Origin of the sequence: Photobacterium sp. Alg240-V54 (assembly GCF_900537155.1) — a bacterium.
In the GTDB taxonomy this organism is placed as follows: Bacteria; Pseudomonadota; Gammaproteobacteria; order Enterobacterales; family Vibrionaceae; genus Photobacterium.
Genome location: NZ_UNRL01000010.1, coordinates 1 through 18,628, shown reverse-complemented (window position 1 = coordinate 18,628; position 18,628 = coordinate 1). Strand labels below are relative to the sequence as shown.

Below are 18,628 nucleotides of genomic sequence, written 5' to 3'. Positions count from 1 at the left end.
TTCGCTTTCAAAAGCTAAAAAAGCCACAATCAATACCGATTGTGGCTTTTTTGTTGGAATTACATGTTATTAAGCGTGGTCGTTACTTAGCATTTCATTTAAACGTTTTAAAATAGCATGAACGGCGTGACCTTTAGTAATCTCGCCGCCATTTTCAACTTCAATTTCATGCTTGCTATGTAGACCCGTTGCATCTTCTGCAATATGTAGCCAATCAGGATGCCAATAGAATGTTTGGCCGCCATCTGTGATCCAGTTATGTACACCACAATTTTCGCCATGGTAGTTTAGATCTGCTGCTTTGTAAGTCATTCTTAAATCCTTTAATGATAATCGTCTTATTTATTAGCAAAGAGTATAAAAAACAAGGATGATGAAACCGTGATCTATACGATATTATTTTGCTAAATATTACAAACAAGTGAAATAAATAACGCTTTTTTGTATGTCTCGGCAATATAGTTGTTAATTATTTAAATAGCGTTTCATTAAATGCTGCTTAAAGTGCTCTGGATTTAACGTTTCACCTGTTGCTTGTTCCACCAGCTTGTCAGTCGATAACGTTGAGCCTTTATGCCATATATTAGTCTGTAGCCACTCAAATATTGGGGTTAGATTTCCTTTTTCAACTAACTGTTCAACATCCATCTGTTGATTAATTGTCGCCATAAATTGTGCTGCGTACATAGCACCTAAAGTATAGCTTGGGAAATAGCCAAAGCTTCCATCAGTCCAGTGAATATCTTGCATGCAGCCATCAGTGAAATTTTCTTGCGTTGAAATGCCTAGATATTGGGTCATTTTTTGATCCCAAATCGTTGGAATATCGTCAACTTCAATTTTGCCCTCAATTAAATCACGCTCAATCTCATAGCGTAAGATCACATGCGCAGGGTAGGTGACTTCATCCGCATCGACACGAATAAAACCCGGTTTGACTCGTGTATTGATAAGACGAAGGTTCTCTGCTGATAGTGAAGCATCCGTTGAATTAAATGCGGTTTGAATCATTGGCGCTAATAAACGACTAAAAGACGAACTACGTGATAATTGCATTTCACAAAATAAACTTTGCGATTCGTGTATTCCCATTGAGCGGGCTTCACCAACAGGTAGATCACGCCATTGCTTAGGTAAACCTTGTTCATACCGCGCATGACCTGTTTCGTGGATAACCCCCATGAGTGCCGATGTAAAATCACTTTCATCATAGCGGGTAGTAATACGTACATCAGTTGGTACACCACCACAGAAAGGGTGCGTGCTGATATCTAATCGGCCATGTTCAAAGTCAAAACCAAGTAACTTCATCGCTTCAAGGCTCAAAGCTTGCTGTTGTTCAATAGCAAATGGCGCTGATAGCGGTAATACGACTTCCGTTGCTTGTTTCGCCTCAACTTGCTTAATTAACTGCGGTAGCCATGATTTAACCTCAGCAAAAATATTATCTAATACCGCAGATGTCATGCCTGGTTCATAGATATCGAGTAACGCATCATAACGGCTTAGCCCAGTTGCTTGTGAGCGAATTGCCGCTTCTTTACGAGCTAATTCAACAACAGGTTTCAAATTAGCTTTAAAACCTTCCCAATCATTTTGTTTTCGCTGTGAACGCCAAGCATGTTCACATTGAGAACCAGCAAGTGATTGTTGTTCAACAAGATCCGCAGGTAAAATATTTTGCATCATCCATTGACGTTTTAGTGCTTCAAGACTCACACGTTGCTCTGGTGTAAGATCTTCTGTGTCTGCTTGTGTAAACCAATCTTCTAAGTAGTCAGCTGTTGCAAGTTCATGGGAAATAACAGCAAGTTCAGCCATTGCTTCTGAACGTGCCTGTGCGCCGCCATTTGGCATCATTGCAGCTTGATCCCAACCACAAATAGCATTGAGATGCCCAAGACGAGAAAGCTTTTTAGCATGACGATCTAATTTATTGTAATAGCTCATACTTGTTCCTAATTGATAAACAGCAATTGAATAAATTTAACCTAAGCGATGGCTATTTAATAGCGATACCCCACCAACAAGATAATAAAACGCGAACAGAGTAAAAAATATTAATTAAAATCGTAAATATATAGTATTTAATTGCTATTAATGATTTATATTTACCTCTATTAGCGTTATAAATGTAATCAGAGATAGCATTTGGTAAGACAATGTTACCAAGACCTGTTTTATTATATTTTTTCGCTATACTGACAACCAATCTAAATACCTATTTGGTTATTATCTGCAAGTCCTCAATAGCTATGTAGATTGATATTATCGTTTTCTTAAGGAATTTTGCCTCACATGGAAAAGACGACTCGCTTTTTCTCTCTTGTTGGTGCTACAGCGCTTTACTCTTTATCTTTTTCAGCGTCAGCATCTATGCCGACGGTTGTACCTGATGCACCAACATTAAGTGCTAAAGGCTATGTATTGATGGATTACAATACAGGTAAGATCCTCGTTGAAAAGGATGCAAATGAGAAATTAAACCCAGCAAGCTTGACTAAGTTGATGACAAGCTATGTTGCTGGCCAAGAAATGAAGCAAGGCAACATCAGTGATAAAGATCTGGTTGTTATCAGCCGAAATGCTTGGGCAAAAAACTTCCCTGATTCATCTAAAATGTTCATCGAAGTAGGCAGCGAAGTGCCTTTGATGGATTTATTTCGTGGTTTGATCATTCAATCGGGTAACGATGCAAGTGTAGCAATCGCTGAACACGTTGCAGGCTCTGAGCAGTCGTTTGTGAGTTTAATGAACTCATGGGCTAAAAAGTTGGGTATGAATAACTCTAACTTTGCTAATCCACATGGCTTAGATAATAGTGAATTATATACTACGCCGTATGATATCGCGTTACTTGGACAAGCGCTTATTCGTGACTTGCCGATGATTTACCCGTTATATAGCGAAAAGTCTTTTACTTACAACAATATTACGCAACGTAACCGCAATGGCTTGCTAAATGATCCAAGCATGAATGTTGATGGCATGAAAACCGGTTACACTAGTGGCGCAGGTTATAGCTTAACCAGTTCAGCGACGGAAGGTGACATGCGTTTAATCGCGGTTGTTATGGGGACTAAGAGTACCAAAACACGCGAAATTGAAAGTAAGCAATTATTAAATTATGGTTTTCGCTTTTTTGAAACAGTAACACCTCATAAAGCGGGCGATGAGATCATTACTGAACGTGTATGGTTTGGTGACAAAGAGCAAGTTAAGTTAGGTGTTGATCAAACAAGCTATGTGACGTTGTCACGAAATGACACTAAAAAATTAACCGCTAGTGTTGAGCTTAATAGTGAACTTGAAGCACCTATCACGAAAGGCCAACAGGTTGGTGAAATCATTTACTCAGTGAATGACAAAGAGGTTGGTAAACAGCCTTTAGTTGCACTAGAGCCTGTTGACGAAGGTAGCTTCTTTAGTCGTTTGATTGACCAAGTTAAGAAATTTGTGATGAGCTTTTTTAAGTAATTAAGCGCGTTATCTAATCTAAAAAAAGTCCAGCCATTGTGTGCTGGGCTTTTTTATTGTGTGTAGCTATTTCCACCCAACAATAAAATACGTATAATTCACGCCCTATAAATTCTTATCCCGCAATTCTACTATCGATGTTGTCGGTAGTTCGAGAAGTAGTAATGAATCAGACAGATAACCGTAAAGAAACACTTGAATATAACAAACTGCAAAAACGTCTTCGCCGCAATATGGGTAACGCCATTATTGATTACAACATGATCGAAGAAGGTGATGTTGTTATGGCCTGTATTAGTGGTGGCAAAGATTCATTTGCGATGCTGGATATTCTGCTTAATCTACAGAAAGCAGCGCCAATTAAGTTTGACGTTGTCGCGGTTAACCTTGATCAAAAACAACCAGGCTTCCCTGAGCATATTTTGCCAGAGTATTTTCAAAGCCTAAACATTCCTTACTACATCGTCGATAAAGATACTTACTCGGTGGTTAAGGAAAAAGTAGAAGAAGGCAAGACAACGTGTGGTTTATGCTCTCGTTTACGTCGCGGTACCTTGTATTCTTTCGCTGAAACGATTGGTGCGACTAAAATTGCATTAGGTCACCATTTAGATGATATCGTTGAAACATTATTCCTAAATATGTTCCACGGCTCTCGTTTAAAAGCGATGCCACCTAAATTACGTTCTGATGATGGCCGTAATGTGGTTATTCGCCCATTGGCATACTGCCGAGAAAAAGACCTGATTAAATACGCTGAATATAAGCAATTCCCTATTATTCCTTGTAACCTTTGTGGCTCACAAGAGAATTTGCAACGTCAAAGCATTAAAGCGATGTTAATTGATTGGGACAAAAAGACACCGGGCCGTGTTGATGCTATTTTTAAATCAATTCAGAATATTAGCCCAAGCCAATTAGCAGATAAGAACTTATTTGATTTTGTGAATCTGCCGTTAGATCGTGAAGGTGAAAGAGCAGAATACGCTTTCACTGAAGCAACGGTTTCATCAACGAACATTGATGAAAGCATGTTCATCGATGTCACTAACGTTTAATCATTAGCGATTAGTACGACTTGCACTACAACACCAACTGACTAATTGTTGGTGTTGTAGTGATTATTACTGCTTTTCATTGTCATTTAAAAACCGCGCTGAAAAGGGCTGCTTATTTTCCTTAACAGCTTGATTATTATTACCAACTAATTGTTCTTTACTCGCAATCCAACCTTTATTTTTTACTGTTCTTAGATGATATTCTTGCTTGCTATCAGTAATAAAACTACCTTCCGTAATCGCTTTAATTTGGGTTATTTTGCCTATATTCTGGCGCTGAGTATTTTGCAGCTCCCATATAACCACATTGTTTTTTTTCTTTTGTATCGCGGAAATTATAATTTGCTGTGTCCCTTTATTGGGTAACGCAACTATTAAGCTATCACCAACAATTAACTGTTTAAGCAAATCATCATCGACTTGCATCGCCGAGTAGTCATTGGTTAATAGTATCTGTTGTTGTTGCTCAATGTGTTGTTTTAAAGCGGGGCGATACTTCCACAAATCACTGCCAGTTAATAAATTAATATTACTGTTTATTGATAATGGTTGTTGTTGAGCTTCAGTGGTGAATTCAACATCATCTACAAATGGATTGGCTACTAATAAATTATTATTAGGCACTGGTTTAATTTGCGTATTTTGCTCTATTGCAATCAGTTCATTAAAGTCATCGGGGATAGGTAACACCTCATTAGTGTGGTTATCAAATACGGTAGCAGGGAGTTGATACTGGGTTATCATAGTTGAAGGTGGAGCGGAGTCGTTGTGAGTATAATAAACATAGATACTCACAACGATTGCAACGAGAAGAAAAATATAACGTTTATTCATATTATTACTCAGTAATATTTAAATGTACGTTAAGACGCAGATCTTGTTTAAAACGGCGGTAATGTAAGCCTCTAACCGTCACAGGAAAACTACCTTTATATTCACCGACATCTAAATCAGGATTATCTTCAGCAACAAAACTTATTCTAAGTTCACCATAAACAGGCCCCGTTTTACGACAATAAGCCCCGTTATTCATTACTGACCAACCACAACCAAGATAACGCTCGCCACGTAAAATGACAGTTTGTGATATATCCGTTTGAGTGTTTTTTACATTGACGGTTAACTTACTGTAAGTCCCGGTGTATCGACTCCATCGTGGTCGATTAGTTCCGATCTTATTAGGTGATTGATAATACACGGTACCACGAATACTTTTTTCAAATCGCTGACTCATAAACGGTGAATCTGCAGTTATTGTACCGTCTGGGGCAAGTTCCTCAGTAATTGCGATATTGGCATTGATCGTCACCATATCATTATAATTTCGATTATAGAGGCTTTTGGCTGCAAAACTAAACTCACCGTTATAATCGCCAATAGGTAAATCAGGATTATCTTTTTGATCAAAGTGTAATTTTAGTTGACCAAGATTGGGAGCTGGATAACACCAAGCGCTATTATTTATTCTACCCCAGCCACAATGTGTTTTACGTTGACCCCGTAACCAAACCGAATAGGCGGTATTGGTTTGCTGATGGGTAAGCAGAGTTGAAAACAGAGTCGTTTCACGAGGATAACGCCAAATATAACGATTAGGACCATTAATCACATTATCGCCTCTCACATAGTAAATTGAGCCTCTGACATTTGTCTCTAACGGTTCAGTTTCGACGGTATTTTTCTCGGTTAATAGAAAGGCAGGTTCTTCGATATCAGTAGGAATATCATCAATTGTTTTTAGCATTGGAACAATACGTTGTAACCAATCACTATTTAAAGCAATTGATGCATGTCCGGAATAACCATACTGCCACCCAAACCACCATGACGAAATACCCACAGCAACATCGGCACCATTACGTTGTTGCCAAATGGCAGAGCCACTATCACCAGGCGAAGCAAATGCCCATGAAGGTGTATTTTCAATCGCTTGATTGATTAAGCAGTTTTGATATAAAAAACGTAATAAACCAATACCATTTCGTTTATTAATACCATCTAATTGACCTAATGAACGAGATCCAAAAATACCAAAACCAGTTAAACTAACCTTATTTAGCAAAAGGTTAGGATTAAAATGATTATCGATGTAAGGCTGCTTAATAACATTACCGTTATCATCTAATGGATCGCTAACTTTTGGTATTTTGGCAACCGCGATATCAGAACTACATCCCTTATATTGATTAAAATAGTTGATTGATTGACCTGCGCTGATCACTGTTCCATCATGCTGTTTAAAACTAACATATTGACCTTGATGTTGATTTTTATCATGGCCGTGTAGGCAATGTGCCGCAGTTAAGATATAACTATATTGCAGATCACTACCAAGCCAAGTTCCTGAACAATACCCGCGGCCAATCACTAAACCAACAGCATTATATTTTGCTGCATTTGCTTCTAAATGTAGCTTTGCACTGACATTATTCACTAACACAGGATCTAAACTACTGCCTAATTCAATATATTTACTATCGTTTATACCAATAGAGTGACTATTAAAAGAAAGTAGACCAATAAATATCGCAACTGCTCTATGAATACGACACATAATAAACTGCTTAATTACTAACCAATAGCTATAGTGTAGTGCAATATACTTAATATTATTATTTAATAGCTTTTAATAATGTTGGAGTGGTAATACTGGTCATGTTTATTTGTTGATATTATTATAAAAAATAGATGTCTTAGGATTAATAAAGATGAAATCACAGTTAATGGTAATAGTAGGGCTTTGCATTATTATTGCGGGGTGTAGCTCGCATCAAGCACAGCAAATGGGAATAAAAGGTGGCATCATTAATAGCTATGCTCGGCAGATGTCCAATAGTCAACTTTGTGCGACTTATCTTAAACAGCAACCAACAAACCAGACTCGCGTGTCATTAGCCGCAGAATGGCGCCATAGAAAATTAAGTCGTGCTTATTGTTTAAAACAAGAAAATGAATGGTATTTAACTAAATTTGCGAAGTGGCTTGTAAATGAAAAACCAGCAGAGCCTAAATAAAATAAACGCCTCTGATAAGGCGTTTATAATAAAAAGACGTGTGATTTACTAATCAATTGAGTTTGGAGCTAAAGGACTAATGTAACCATCCGGTTTTAACGCCAATAAATCACAATTCAAACTATCAATGGTGTTTTCGGCAGTATTACCAATAAATACCGCAGATAATCCAGTACGACCTGTCGTACCAAGAATCACAAGCTCTGCACTAATTTCATCAGCGACTTGTGGAATAATATCTTCTGCTAAACCCTCGACAACATAGGTTTGTTCTTCATCAATGGCATATTTTTGACGTAAAGCCTTCATCGTCATTAAGTGATGGCCACGAACAGCATCAGTATATGACGCGGGATCAAACTCAGGTAGTTCTATTGTGATATTAACTGGTGTTGCTGGGTAGGCATTCACTAAATTAACATTTGCTTGCGTGATTGATGAAAAGGCGATCGCTTCTTTGACGATTTTATCGTTAAGATCTTCATGAGTTTCATCTTCGGCAGATAAATTCACACAAGCAAGTACATTACCATTCGTCGGCCAGTTTTCCCCTTTAACAAGTAACACTGGAACAGGGCACTTACGTAATAAATGCCAATCTGTTGGAGTAAATATTACTGAGCCTAATTTTGCATGTTCATGGGTTGCTTTGATTAATAGGTCAATATCTTGGCTAAAGACATCGGCGATAATAGACTCGTAAGGGCGATTGTGCCATACGACTTTGATCTCGATATTAATGCCTTTTTCGGTATGCGGTTGTATGATTTCCTTTAGCCATTCTTCACGCTGCATAACGACACCACGACGCATAGCATCACGTTCGTCTGAAGATAGCATTGAAGTCATTTCATACGAAAAATCATAAATAGCGAGGAAAACAATAATCTTTACATCGTCACAAGTTTTGGCTAAATGAATCGCACGAGATATTGCGGGCTGTTGTTCTCGTTCAGGATCAGCAACAACAAGTATGTTTTTATATTTTTGCATAATAATGTCTCCCTACGGCAGGATCTCTTTGGAGAATTGACAACAACAAAGAGGACACATTTACCGCTGCATTTATCTGATGTACATTTAAATCAAATAATTAAAAAATTAACATAATATTTACTGTACTCCAAACTAACCAAGATGGGGAGTAGTTTGAGCAATAAAATGTAAAAATGAGATCAATAAACGTCATATTGGTTAGTAATATACGCGACGTTAAAATAACAAAGAAAGGCAGATACAAAAACAGGCACTATTTTAGTGCCTGTTTATAAATTGATTAGATAGGGTACTTAACTACTACAAATTATTATTCTTACTGACACCAGCAAGTTTTGCTAACTCATCATGATCTAAAATAGTAATGTATTTACCTTTAACACTTAACATTTCAGACTTTTGGAAGCGACCTAATAGACGACTTATCGTTTCTACCGTTAGACCTAAATAGTTACCAATATCACCACGCGTCATTGTTAAGCGAAACTCACGAGGAGAGAAACCGCGTTGAGAAAAACGTAACGATAAATTGTAAAGAAATGCAGCCAGACGCTCTTCAGCATTTTTCTTTGACAACAATAAAATCATTTCCTGATCGCCTTTGATTTCACTGCTCATTAAACGCATGATTTGTTGGCGAAGTTTAGGCATTTTACCCGCTAAATCATCAAGAATTTCAAACGGTATTTCACATACCATCGATGTTTCTAATGATTGCGCAAAACTCGGATGTTGCATTTCATTGATTGCATCAAAACCAACCAAATCACCTGCCAAGTGGAATGCTGTTATTTGCTCATCACCTTGTTCAGTGATGGTATAGCTTTTAATCGTACCAGAACGAATCGCATAGAGTGACTTAAGCTCATCACCTGCTTTAAACAACTCTTGACCTTTCTGGATCGGCTTTTTACGCTCGATGATTTGATCCAGTTGATCTAACTCTGATTCATTAAGGGTGAATGGAATACACAGTTGGCTAATACTACAGTCTTGACAGTGAATAGCACACCCACCAGATTGAATGCGTTTTGTGGTAAATTTTTCAGAAATCATATGCCTATCTAACCAATTTGATGTAGGTCAATATTTTAACATATTATGAAGCAATATTACGAGTATTAAAAACCTTACTATATTTGATTGATTGCAATGTAACCAGTATGCACACCATAAATGATAATGAATAATGCATTTGCCCGTTTAAAATAGCTGTTTTTGAGCAGTGTTTTTAGTTTATCTGCTATAGCACCTACAGCTAACATTGCGGGTAATGTGCCTAATCCAAAAGCGAACATAATTACCATCCCATTTATCGCACTACCGGAAACCGCTGCCCATGTTAATGTGGAATAAACTAAACCACAGGGTAACCATCCCCATAAGAAACCAAAGGGAATAGCTTTTAAAGGTGATGTTAATGGCAAAAAATATTGAGTGATAGGGGCTATATAACGCCACAAATAATGACCAACACGCTCGATATAAATTAAACCTGACCACCAATTGCCGATATACAAGCCTAATATTATTATCATAATAGAAGCCACAATTCGCAATGAAATCAATACGATGTTTGTACCAGCAAGCTCGGCAACTTCAGCAACGGCTTGGCTAACAATCAGTCCAGCTACCATATAGGCACTTATTCGACCTAAGTTATAGCATAACAAATACACCCATTGTTGCTGTGGTTTATTTGGCATTCCCATCGTCACAGCTGCAGCTATTCCGCCACACATACTAATACAATGGCCAGCACCGGTTAAACCAATGACTAATGCGGTCATAAAGTTAAGTTCTATCATGATCAACGCTTGATGATTTTATTGGATTTATATGTGGTTGTTGAGATACTTTTTGAGGAGTTTCGATATCATCATCAAACAAAATATCATGACCTCGCCGTTCTAAATCATCAAATTGGTTGGTTTTTACTGCCCATAAAAACACAACGATTGCGAGGCTAATAAAAAACAGTGCAATAGGTATTAATATGTAAAGAATTGCCATTTATCTTAATAACCTTAAAGAATTTGATACAACAATGATGGAGCTTGTTGACATACCTATGACAGCTATATAGGGGGCAACAAGACCAGTCACAGCTAATGGTAGAATGATTAAATTATAGCTTAATGCCCATACTAAATTTTGGTGAATGATATTTCGAGTACGTAATGCTAATTGTCGGGCTGTAAGAATTGGCAGTAGTTGGTCACCTAATAACACTATATCAGCTGATGACTTAGCAATATCGGTTCCGCTACTTAATGCAATGGAAAGATGGGCACCAGCTAAAATTGGCGCATCATTAACGCCATCGCCAATCATTAATGACACATCATTTGATGGCATTTTTTGTAAGTAATCTAACTTATTTTCTGGTGTCATATTCACTTGAAAATCGCTAATATTTAATTGCTGTGCTACACGTTGAGCATTAACAGAACAATCACCTGTTAACATTGTGACTTTCATGCCTTGTTGCTTAAATGCACCCACTAATTGCTGGCTGTCATCGCGTAAAGGATCTTCAATTTTAAAAGCTGCAATTATATTATTATTACAAGACAACCAAATTGAATAATCATCAATATTTGTAGAGTGCATCGAATGAGGAAGTGGAGATTGGCTATGAGTAACGAATTCGTACTTACCAATACGCCACTGTTGTTGATTTATTGTACCTATTAAACCCTGACCAATAATATTTTCGACCTTATCAAATAATGCCTTTTGAGATTGATAAGGTTGAAACATCGTGGCGATTGGATGATTAGCATAGCGCTCTAGCTCGGCGGCATACCTTAAAATATCCGCTGTTGAATATTTGCTAAAATTTTGAGTCGCGACAAGCTCAACATTACCTTTGGTAAGCGTACCTGTTTTATCTAAAATAACATGATTTACTTTGCATAATGTTTCTAACACATGGCCACGACGAACCAATAATCCTAGCTTTCCTAACATTGATGTTGAACAAGTAATTGCCGTTGGTGTAGCTAAGGATAATGCACAAGGACAAGTAGCAACTAATACTGCTAGCGTTATCCATAATGCATCTTGAGGTTGATAAATACTCCAATAAAACCATGTCGATAGAGCAATCATTAAAATAGCACCAACAAAATAGCGAGCAACATTGTCAGCAACTAATGCTATTTGTGGTTTTGCATGCAAAGCATGATCTTGAAGGCGAACGATATTGGAAATTAGAGCATCTTTACGGTTACGGATAACCTGTACGTTAATATTATTGTCGCCGTTTATTGTGCCAGCAAAGACAGTATCATTAATAGTTCGTTTCACGGCGATAGATTCGCCGGTTAGCATTGACTCGTCAATGGTTGTTGAGCCTTGAATAATGATGCCATCGGCAGGTAGATATTCGCCAGGCAAAACAGTGACAACGTCACTTATTTTTAGTGTTTTAGCTGCTACTTGTTTACCTGAAACCAACGTCGCCATTGCTGGAATTAATTTGAGCAAATTCGCACTCATGGCAGCTGCATGGCGTCTTGCTCGCATTTCTAAAAAACGACCAAGTAAAAGAAAAAATGTAAACATTGAAATAGATTCAAAATACACTTCACCTTGTTTTGTTATTGTTGCATATAAGCTTGCACCATAAGCAAACAGTAAAGCAATAGATACCGGAACATCCATACCCAATGTAAGGTTTTTAATATTCCGCCAAGCATTACGATAGAAAGGCAGTGCTGAATACAACAAAACTGGAGTGGCGACCAAGAGACTAACCCAACGTAAATAATGGCTAAAATTATTATCAGATTCATCAAACACATCAAAATATAGTGCAACGGCAAACATCATAACTTGCATGGTCGCAATACCGGCAACCCCTAACTTATAAAGATAATGACGCATGGTATACTGATAATGTAACTCTTGCTTATCCGGCTCAAAGGGCGCTGCTTTATAACCTAACTGATGAATAGTCATCAATAAACAGCTTAATTTTACGCTTGAGTCATTCCATACTAATAAAGCCCGTTGCGTAGTAATGTTGACTTCAATAGTGATAACGCCAATGTGTTTTTTTAACTGTTTTTCAATTAGCCACGCGCATGCAGGACATGAAATACCGTCAATAGAAAGAGTTATTTCTTTATAGTGTTGTTCATTTTCATTTACAAAATCAGCTTGAATATCCTGATGATCATACAGTTGTAATGCTTGTAAGCTTAAAGGAACAATGTCAGATTTTTTTGCCGCTTGAGTTCGATGCTGATAATAATCAGTTAAATTATTATCAACAATTATCTTAGCTACAGCTTCACAACCAGCACAACACAGGTTTCGCTGTTTGCCTAATATTTCAAGCTCAAACTGAAGCCCTGAAGTGATTGGTTCATCGCAATGATAACAACGTTGAAGCACTGGTGGTGTTATACTATTTGAAGTCATTCCTTGCTATATACCTATGTATTAATATAGGAAAAGTATTAACTCCTTATAAGGTTAGCACTTAATATCAAACATGACGCTTTTAGTTATCGCATAGACAAATAACAGTAATAAAGGAATAAAGAAAAAATGGCTGCACAAAAATTAACCCGAGGACGATTAATTCAAATTATTGTTTTGATGACCGTTTTAATTACTGCATTTATCTGGAGAACGGTAACTTACCAAAAGCCAGCTGTAACAAAAGTTCAAGCTAATGTATGTAGTTTAAACAAGGGAAACTGTATATTTACGATTGATAATAAACCAGTAACAGTTTCGTTATTACCGCTTGATCCTAAAGCAAATATACTACTCAAGTTGCATATAAGTAATGTTGCTGTAAATCCAAGCGCAACAGTTAATGGCATTAGTATGAATATGGGTATATTACCCGTTATATTTAAACAACAAAAAGAAGGGTGGCTAGGTGAATTTACAGTGCCTCAATGTACTGCTGATAAAATGACTTGGGCGATTGATATTAAGATCAATAACAATATTTACACTTCAGAATTTACAGTAACCAAATAAGAGATGTGGCGCAATTACCTGCGCCGAATATTATGTACAGAGTAAATTTCTAAAGTGACTATTTACTCTGTATAAATCATTTTTTTTGTCATCCCGCCATCAATAACAAAATTTTGTCCTGTAATAAATCCAGATTGATTACAAATTAAAAATTCGACCATTTCTGCAATATCATCAGTATGACCGACGCGACCAACAAGATGTTGCTGGTGATCTGTGTTTTTCAGACTCTCATTTGATGAATTTATCCATCCTGGTGAAATACAATTAACTTTAATTTCAGGCCCTAAACTGACAGCTAAAGCATGTGTTAAAGAAACAATTCCACCTTTAGTGGCACTGTAAGCTTCTGTATTTGCTTCAGATTGTAATGCTCGCGTTGATGATATATTTACAACATTACCTTTTGATATTTTCAGCAAGGGTAAACATTGCTGGGTGATCATTAAAGGTGCCGTTAAGTTAATATCTATAGTGCGTTGCCATTCATCCAATGATAAAGAATCTAATGGCGTATTATAGGGATTGGCTATCGCAGCATTATTAATTAGCCCATCAAGTCGTCCAAATTGTAATGTTATCTCATTAACAATTGCTGTTATATCTTTTCTATTAGTAACATCAGCTGGCCAAAACCGTATTTTAGGATTATCAGCAACCAGTTGATATCCAGAATCTATATCAATATCTATAGCAATAATAATGTTATTTTTTTTTGATAAATACTGACAAATGCCTTTGCCTATGCCTTTTGCACCACCCGTAACTAATATAACATTTTGAGCAATTGAATGTGACATAACACTCCTTGAGTCTATTATGTGTACTATGATAGGAGATAACAGGTTAATTCCTAATAATAAGATAAAAAATAATAATTAAAAATGATTTGCTTACTGATCATATTAACAAAAATGATTATTATAAGGAAAAATTAAAAAGATATGGCTATGGATATTGCAACAAGCTTTTCAGTGTTAAATAATTCTCATGATGCAATTGTTGACGCAATTAACAAGTTGGATGAGAAGATAGCACCCCCATCATTACTTTTGTTGTATTTTTCAGAAGATTACGATTATAACGTATTGCAATTAACATTAACTAAATACTACCCAGATACTCCTTTTCTGGCATGTTCATCTTGTCAGGGATTTATGACCGAAGACGGTTATATAAACGGACAAGGTGTCGCTCTTTGGGCGATAAATGATATTGTTGGCGCTTACGGCACTTCAATTGTTTCTTCTAATGGTTCTACTTTTGACATTGCTCGTCAAGCAATACTTAAAGCAATTAACAATAGTGGCCGTCTTGGTGAATCACCAACATTAATATTGCTGCATGCAACACCAGGTTGTGAAGAAGAAGTCATTAGGGGAATCGAAGACGTCGTTGGAAAAAACATTGCTATCATTGGAGGCAGTGCTGCCGATGATCATGTTCAAGGTAATTGGCGAATTTTCAACCATGAGCAACAAACTCAACAGGGTATAGGTATAGCTGTTTTCTATCCTAATTGTGAGGTAAGTTTTTCTTTTCACTCAGGTTATGCAGCAACCTCATACTCAGCAATAGCAACAAAAGTACAAGGTCGTGAGTTAATTGAATTAGATCATCAACCTGCTGCTAATATTTATCAACAATGGATTCAGCAAAATTTTGAAGCAAACAGCAGTATTATTAATGAGAGTAGTTTAAATCCTCTTGGCCGTTTGGTCGGGGAGATTCATGATTTACCTTATTTTAAATTAGCTCATCCGTTGATGGTGACAAAAACGAATGGCTTAAAAATGTTTGCCTCAATTATTGAAGGTGAGCGTTTATACTTTATGACTGGTACAGATGAACGATTGATCACTCGAGCAGGACGTGTTGTGACGGCAACAAATGGAATTAAATTAAATCCAATCGGTGGCCTCGCGATTTATTGCGCCGGTTGTATGCTTAAAGTTCAACAACGAATGGAAGAAGTTGCATTATTTATGAAAATAGCAATGCATGACAAATCCTTTGTTTGCCCATTCACATTTGGTGAACAAGGGCAGTTTGTAACGGGTGAAAATGCACATGGTAATTTAATGATTTCAGCTGTTGTTTTTCATAGGGACTAATAATTATGATTGGTTTTGATTCAGAAAAACTACAGGAAACGTTATTAGATCTTCAGCGTAGTCAAGAACGAGAGAATCAATTACGAATAGAAAATGCCGCCATTCTTGAAGGTGTTTCAGCAATGGCGGGTGCAAATAATAAACGGCAGGTATTTAATAGTTTATTAGCAGTGCTAAGAAAGTTCATTGCGTTTGATAATGCAATTGTTTTAACGCGTGATGATGAAGCATCAGATTTGCATGTGTTAATGAGTACTGTTACCAATTTAGATTTCGATCATTGGCAAGTAAGTAATACGTTTAATCGCTGTATTAATGGTGAATGTATTGCTTTATATTCACCTAAAGACGTTGATGAATTTAAAAATAAAAGCCCCGAGTTGTTGATGATTTGTAACTCTAGTTTGATCACTGGTGTAAAAATCAGCTCGGGAGATGCCATGATCATTCTAATGAGCACTGAGAAAGGCCATTTTACTTCCAGTTGCCGTCGAGTTTTAAATAGATTCAGGCCGTTACTTGAACGAGCGATCATTGATATTGATTATCGCGAGCGACTACAATCATTAGTTACAGCACGCACACAAGAACTCACACATAGCCAACAACGTTTTAAAGATTTTGCACGTACTGTTGGTGATTGGTTCTGGGAAATAGATACTGATCATAATTTTAGCTATATATCAGCATCACATATAGCTAACCACTTAATAGATAAAGATAATATCATGGATATCTTTGATGGCCATGACGATTTTAAACAGCAATTCCGTGAACAGTTACAAAAAAATCAATCGTTTGAAGATCTTGAATGGCAATTAGTTATTGATGGAAAAGATCAATGGTTAAGCTTTAGTGGTACGCCTTATTACAATAAGCGGGGATTACTACTAGGTTATCGTGGCACGGCAAAAAATATCAGTATTAGAAAAAAAAGATTATTTGATTTACAACAAGCCCGCCAGCAAGCTGAATCAGCAAACAAAGCTAAATCACAATTTATCGCAATGATGAGTCATGAGATACGGACACCATTAAATGCTGTGTTAGGCTTGATGGATCTATTATCATCATCAGGATTAGAAGATGAACAACAGCAATGGTTAGGGCAAATGGAGCAATCGGCTAATTTATTGTTAACCATTATCAATGATATTCTTGATCTATCACGTATTGAATCTGGTAGTTTCGAACTTTTCAATAGTAATATTAATTTATCCGATAGTATTACTTTGGTTAAAAATCAACTTCAACCTGAAGCAAATAAGAAAGATATACTTTTAGAGTGTGATATTGATGAATCAATTCCTGAGTATATTTATGCAGATAAAAATCGCATCATACAAATCATGTTTAATCTTATTGGTAATGCGATTAAGTTTACAAATGTTGGCTCAGTTAAAATTTCAGTAACTAAAGTTGATAATGATATTGAAGTATCGGTGTTTGATACTGGAATTGGTATTGCTGATGATGCTCTGAACAGTCTCTTTAATCCATTTCATCAGGCTGATGGTAGTATTACTCGTAAATATGGTGGTACAGGTTTAGGTCTAACGATCAGTCAACTACTGATTAAAAAAATGAAAGGCAGTATTTCAATTAAGAGTGAACTTGGCGTAGGGAGTTGCTTTACGATAAGAATTCCAATTCAGCCAGCAATGTTTAAAAAAGAACAGTTAATAGAAACAAAGCCGACTAAATCAACTCAGTCACTGAACATATTACTTGCAGAAGATAGCCTAACAAACCAACTAGTTGCTAAGCTAATGTTAGAGCGTCGAGGACACAAAGTTACTATAACTAATCACGGCGAAGAAGCGATATCGAAACTGTTACAGTGTCACAATTTGTTTGATTTAGTATTAATGGACATATCTATGCCAGTTTTAGATGGTTTAGAAGCAACTAAACACATCAGACAGCTTAATATTGATACACCAATCGTCGCATTAACTGCAAATGCCATGCAAAGTGATCAATTTTTGTATCAACAAGTTGGTATGAATGGGTTTTTAGCCAAGCCAATACGGCCTGAAGAATTAGATCAAATACTGATTAAATACCAAAACCAATTAATGACTCAGTAAATCGTTCCACATAGAATTGAATATTCAATGTGGAAAGATAATCAAAACTGTCTTTAACGGCAGTTTTGATCTATTAGTAATTAACATCCAATTTAAGTACCAAGCAAAATGTAATGCGCGGCAGTATTTAAATTGGATGTTAATTACCTATTTTATGGTAAATAGCTAATACTGTTAAATAGCTAATACTGTTAAATAGCCATAGTTGATCATAGGCTGTAGTTAAAGAGTGGGTAACAAAGCTATCAACTTAGTTAATATGGTTCGCGTATCTCGTAACTCAATACTCTATTTAACATAATATACATAATGCGCACTTGAGGTGTAGCTCCCAAGGTAAAATGTCTCTTTTCTGCAAAGCTAAAATGTCCTGTTTTTCTATAGTGATCAGTATCTGCTGATCAATTTGAGTTAAACAAAATATGTTGGTTACCATGAATGACAAAGAGATATTTCGCTTAGGTACAATTCGTGATGTTTGTGAAAAACGAATCAAACGTAAAGATGCTGCACAGCTTCTTAATGTCAGTGTTCGTCAGGTTCAACGATTAATAACACGCTATCGAGATCTTGGTGCTGTTGGTTTGGTTCATCAACGTCGCGGACAATCACCAGGCAATAAAATTAATGCTGATATGCGTCATCAATGTTTAAACCTCATCCACGAATATTACGCAGATTTCGGGCCCACGTTAGCACGTGAAAAACTGATTGAACGCCACGGTATTAAAATTGGGTTAGAAACTTTACGCCAATGGATGATCGCTGATGGCCTTTGGGTTCCACATTTCAAACGTAAGCCTCGTGTTTATCAACCACGTCATCGACGTGATTGTTATGGTGAGTTAATTCAGATAGATGGCTCACATCATGAT

At 36.7% G+C, this 18,628-nt stretch carries 17 protein-coding genes; 7 read left to right on the top strand and 10 right to left on the bottom strand.

What is annotated here, in order from left to right:
- Positions 1–69: 69 nt before the first annotated feature.
- Both G6R09_RS17295 and G6R09_RS17290 read right to left on the bottom strand, forming a co-directional pair.
- Positions 70–312: a hypothetical protein gene (locus tag G6R09_RS17295; RefSeq protein WP_065168869.1), complete on the bottom strand. Its 243-nt coding sequence runs from the start codon at positions 310–312 to the stop codon at positions 70–72.
- 153 nt (positions 313–465) lie between these two features.
- Positions 466–1,950, bottom strand: a complete 1,485-nt coding sequence (locus G6R09_RS17290) for a carboxypeptidase M32 (protein ID WP_163923717.1) — start codon at positions 1,948–1,950, stop codon at positions 466–468.
- A 348-nt stretch (positions 1,951–2,298) separates the two neighbouring features.
- On the opposite strand from G6R09_RS17290, the gene G6R09_RS17285 reads away from it, so the two are divergent.
- Positions 2,299–3,477, top strand: coding sequence for a D-alanyl-D-alanine carboxypeptidase family protein (locus G6R09_RS17285; RefSeq protein WP_065168866.1), 1,179 nt, complete (start codon positions 2,299–2,301; stop codon positions 3,475–3,477).
- A 164-nt stretch (positions 3,478–3,641) separates the two neighbouring features.
- Positions 3,642–4,535: a tRNA 2-thiocytidine(32) synthetase TtcA gene (gene ttcA / locus G6R09_RS17280; RefSeq protein ID WP_060998066.1), complete on the top strand. Its 894-nt coding sequence runs from the start codon at positions 3,642–3,644 to the stop codon at positions 4,533–4,535.
- 66 nt (positions 4,536–4,601) lie between these two features.
- On the opposite strand, the gene G6R09_RS17275 is transcribed toward ttcA, so the two are convergent.
- Both G6R09_RS17275 and G6R09_RS17270 read right to left on the bottom strand, forming a co-directional pair.
- Complete coding sequence (locus G6R09_RS17275) at positions 4,602–5,369, bottom strand: hypothetical protein (RefSeq protein ID WP_163923716.1); 768 nt, start codon at positions 5,367–5,369, stop codon at positions 4,602–4,604.
- Positions 5,370–5,373: 4 nt separating this feature from the next.
- Positions 5,374–7,089 carry a trypsin-like serine protease gene (locus tag G6R09_RS17270; protein WP_163923714.1) on the bottom strand — a complete coding sequence of 572 codons (1,716 nt, stop codon included), beginning with the start codon at positions 7,087–7,089 and terminating at the stop codon, positions 5,374–5,376.
- A 154-nt stretch (positions 7,090–7,243) separates the two neighbouring features.
- Here G6R09_RS17270 and G6R09_RS17265 point away from each other — a divergent pair, with 154 nt between their 5' ends.
- On the top strand, positions 7,244–7,549 hold the full coding sequence (locus tag G6R09_RS17265) for a hypothetical protein (protein ID WP_163923711.1): 306 nt from the start codon (positions 7,244–7,246) through the stop codon (positions 7,547–7,549).
- Between the two features lie 48 nt (positions 7,550–7,597).
- Here the strand turns inward: G6R09_RS17265 and uspE are convergent, their stop codons facing one another.
- The 5 genes from uspE to G6R09_RS17240 all read right to left on the bottom strand — a co-directional run bounded on the left by uspE (position 7,598) and on the right by G6R09_RS17240 (position 12,949).
- The gene (gene uspE / locus G6R09_RS17260) at positions 7,598–8,542 is read right to left on the bottom strand and encodes a universal stress protein UspE (protein WP_065168863.1); all 945 of its coding nucleotides are present in this window, start codon (positions 8,540–8,542) and stop codon (positions 7,598–7,600) included.
- A 303-nt stretch (positions 8,543–8,845) separates the two neighbouring features.
- Positions 8,846–9,601, bottom strand: a complete 756-nt coding sequence (locus G6R09_RS17255) for an FNR family transcription factor (RefSeq protein ID WP_163923709.1) — start codon at positions 9,599–9,601, stop codon at positions 8,846–8,848.
- Between the two features lie 77 nt (positions 9,602–9,678).
- Entirely contained in the window at positions 9,679–10,353 is a 675-nt protein-coding gene (locus tag G6R09_RS17250; RefSeq protein WP_065168862.1) for a sulfite exporter TauE/SafE family protein, read from the bottom strand.
- A complete protein-coding gene (ccoS, locus tag G6R09_RS17245; protein WP_163923706.1) occupies positions 10,340–10,558 on the bottom strand; it encodes a cbb3-type cytochrome oxidase assembly protein CcoS in 219 nt (72 codons plus the stop codon). The genes G6R09_RS17250 and ccoS overlap by 14 nt, the downstream gene beginning before the upstream one ends.
- The gene (locus G6R09_RS17240) at positions 10,559–12,949 is read right to left on the bottom strand and encodes a heavy metal translocating P-type ATPase (RefSeq protein ID WP_065168949.1); all 2,391 of its coding nucleotides are present in this window, start codon (positions 12,947–12,949) and stop codon (positions 10,559–10,561) included.
- 156 nt (positions 12,950–13,105) lie between these two features.
- Here G6R09_RS17240 and G6R09_RS17235 point away from each other — a divergent pair, with 156 nt between their 5' ends.
- Positions 13,106–13,549 carry a hypothetical protein gene (locus G6R09_RS17235; protein ID WP_163923703.1) on the top strand — a complete coding sequence of 148 codons (444 nt, stop codon included), beginning with the start codon at positions 13,106–13,108 and terminating at the stop codon, positions 13,547–13,549.
- 62 nt (positions 13,550–13,611) lie between these two features.
- Here G6R09_RS17235 and G6R09_RS17230 read toward each other — a convergent pair whose 3' ends face one another.
- Positions 13,612–14,349 (bottom strand): SDR family oxidoreductase, encoded by a 738-nt coding sequence (locus G6R09_RS17230; protein WP_163923701.1) that lies wholly within the window; start codon positions 14,347–14,349, stop codon positions 13,612–13,614.
- 150 nt (positions 14,350–14,499) lie between these two features.
- Here G6R09_RS17230 and G6R09_RS17225 point away from each other — a divergent pair, with 150 nt between their 5' ends.
- From G6R09_RS17225 to G6R09_RS17215, 3 genes are all read left to right on the top strand, one after another.
- The gene (locus tag G6R09_RS17225; protein ID WP_163923698.1) at positions 14,500–15,663 is read left to right on the top strand and encodes an FIST signal transduction protein; all 1,164 of its coding nucleotides are present in this window, start codon (positions 14,500–14,502) and stop codon (positions 15,661–15,663) included.
- Positions 15,664–15,668: 5 nt separating this feature from the next.
- Positions 15,669–17,753, top strand: a complete 2,085-nt coding sequence (locus tag G6R09_RS17220; protein WP_163923695.1) for a PAS domain-containing hybrid sensor histidine kinase/response regulator — start codon at positions 15,669–15,671, stop codon at positions 17,751–17,753.
- Positions 17,754–18,187: 434 nt separating this feature from the next.
- Positions 18,188–18,628: helix-turn-helix domain-containing protein (locus G6R09_RS17215; RefSeq protein ID WP_163923692.1), on the top strand; the 441-nt coding region annotated here is incomplete at its 3' end.

Coding starts and splice junctions, on each gene's coding strand:
- G6R09_RS17295 (WP_065168869.1), bottom strand. CDS start 312: ATGACTTACAAAGCAGCAGATCTAAACTACCATGGCGAAAATTGTGGT.
- G6R09_RS17290 (WP_163923717.1), bottom strand. CDS start 1,950: ATGAGCTATTACAATAAATTAGATCGTCATGCTAAAAAGCTTTCTCGT.
- G6R09_RS17285 (WP_065168866.1), top strand. CDS start 2,299: ATGGAAAAGACGACTCGCTTTTTCTCTCTTGTTGGTGCTACAGCGCTT.
- ttcA (WP_060998066.1), top strand. CDS start 3,642: ATGAATCAGACAGATAACCGTAAAGAAACACTTGAATATAACAAACTG.
- G6R09_RS17275 (WP_163923716.1), bottom strand. CDS start 5,369: ATGAATAAACGTTATATTTTTCTTCTCGTTGCAATCGTTGTGAGTATC.
- G6R09_RS17270 (WP_163923714.1), bottom strand. CDS start 7,089: ATGTGTCGTATTCATAGAGCAGTTGCGATATTTATTGGTCTACTTTCT.
- G6R09_RS17265 (WP_163923711.1), top strand. CDS start 7,244: ATGAAATCACAGTTAATGGTAATAGTAGGGCTTTGCATTATTATTGCG.
- uspE (WP_065168863.1), bottom strand. CDS start 8,542: ATGCAAAAATATAAAAACATACTTGTTGTTGCTGATCCTGAACGAGAA.
- G6R09_RS17255 (WP_163923709.1), bottom strand. CDS start 9,601: ATGATTTCTGAAAAATTTACCACAAAACGCATTCAATCTGGTGGGTGT.
- G6R09_RS17250 (WP_065168862.1), bottom strand. CDS start 10,353: ATGATAGAACTTAACTTTATGACCGCATTAGTCATTGGTTTAACCGGT.
- ccoS (WP_163923706.1), bottom strand. CDS start 10,558: ATGGCAATTCTTTACATATTAATACCTATTGCACTGTTTTTTATTAGC.
- G6R09_RS17235 (WP_163923703.1), top strand. CDS start 13,106: ATGGCTGCACAAAAATTAACCCGAGGACGATTAATTCAAATTATTGTT.
- G6R09_RS17230 (WP_163923701.1), bottom strand. CDS start 14,349: ATGTCACATTCAATTGCTCAAAATGTTATATTAGTTACGGGTGGTGCA.
- G6R09_RS17225 (WP_163923698.1), top strand. CDS start 14,500: ATGGATATTGCAACAAGCTTTTCAGTGTTAAATAATTCTCATGATGCA.
- G6R09_RS17220 (WP_163923695.1), top strand. CDS start 15,669: ATGATTGGTTTTGATTCAGAAAAACTACAGGAAACGTTATTAGATCTT.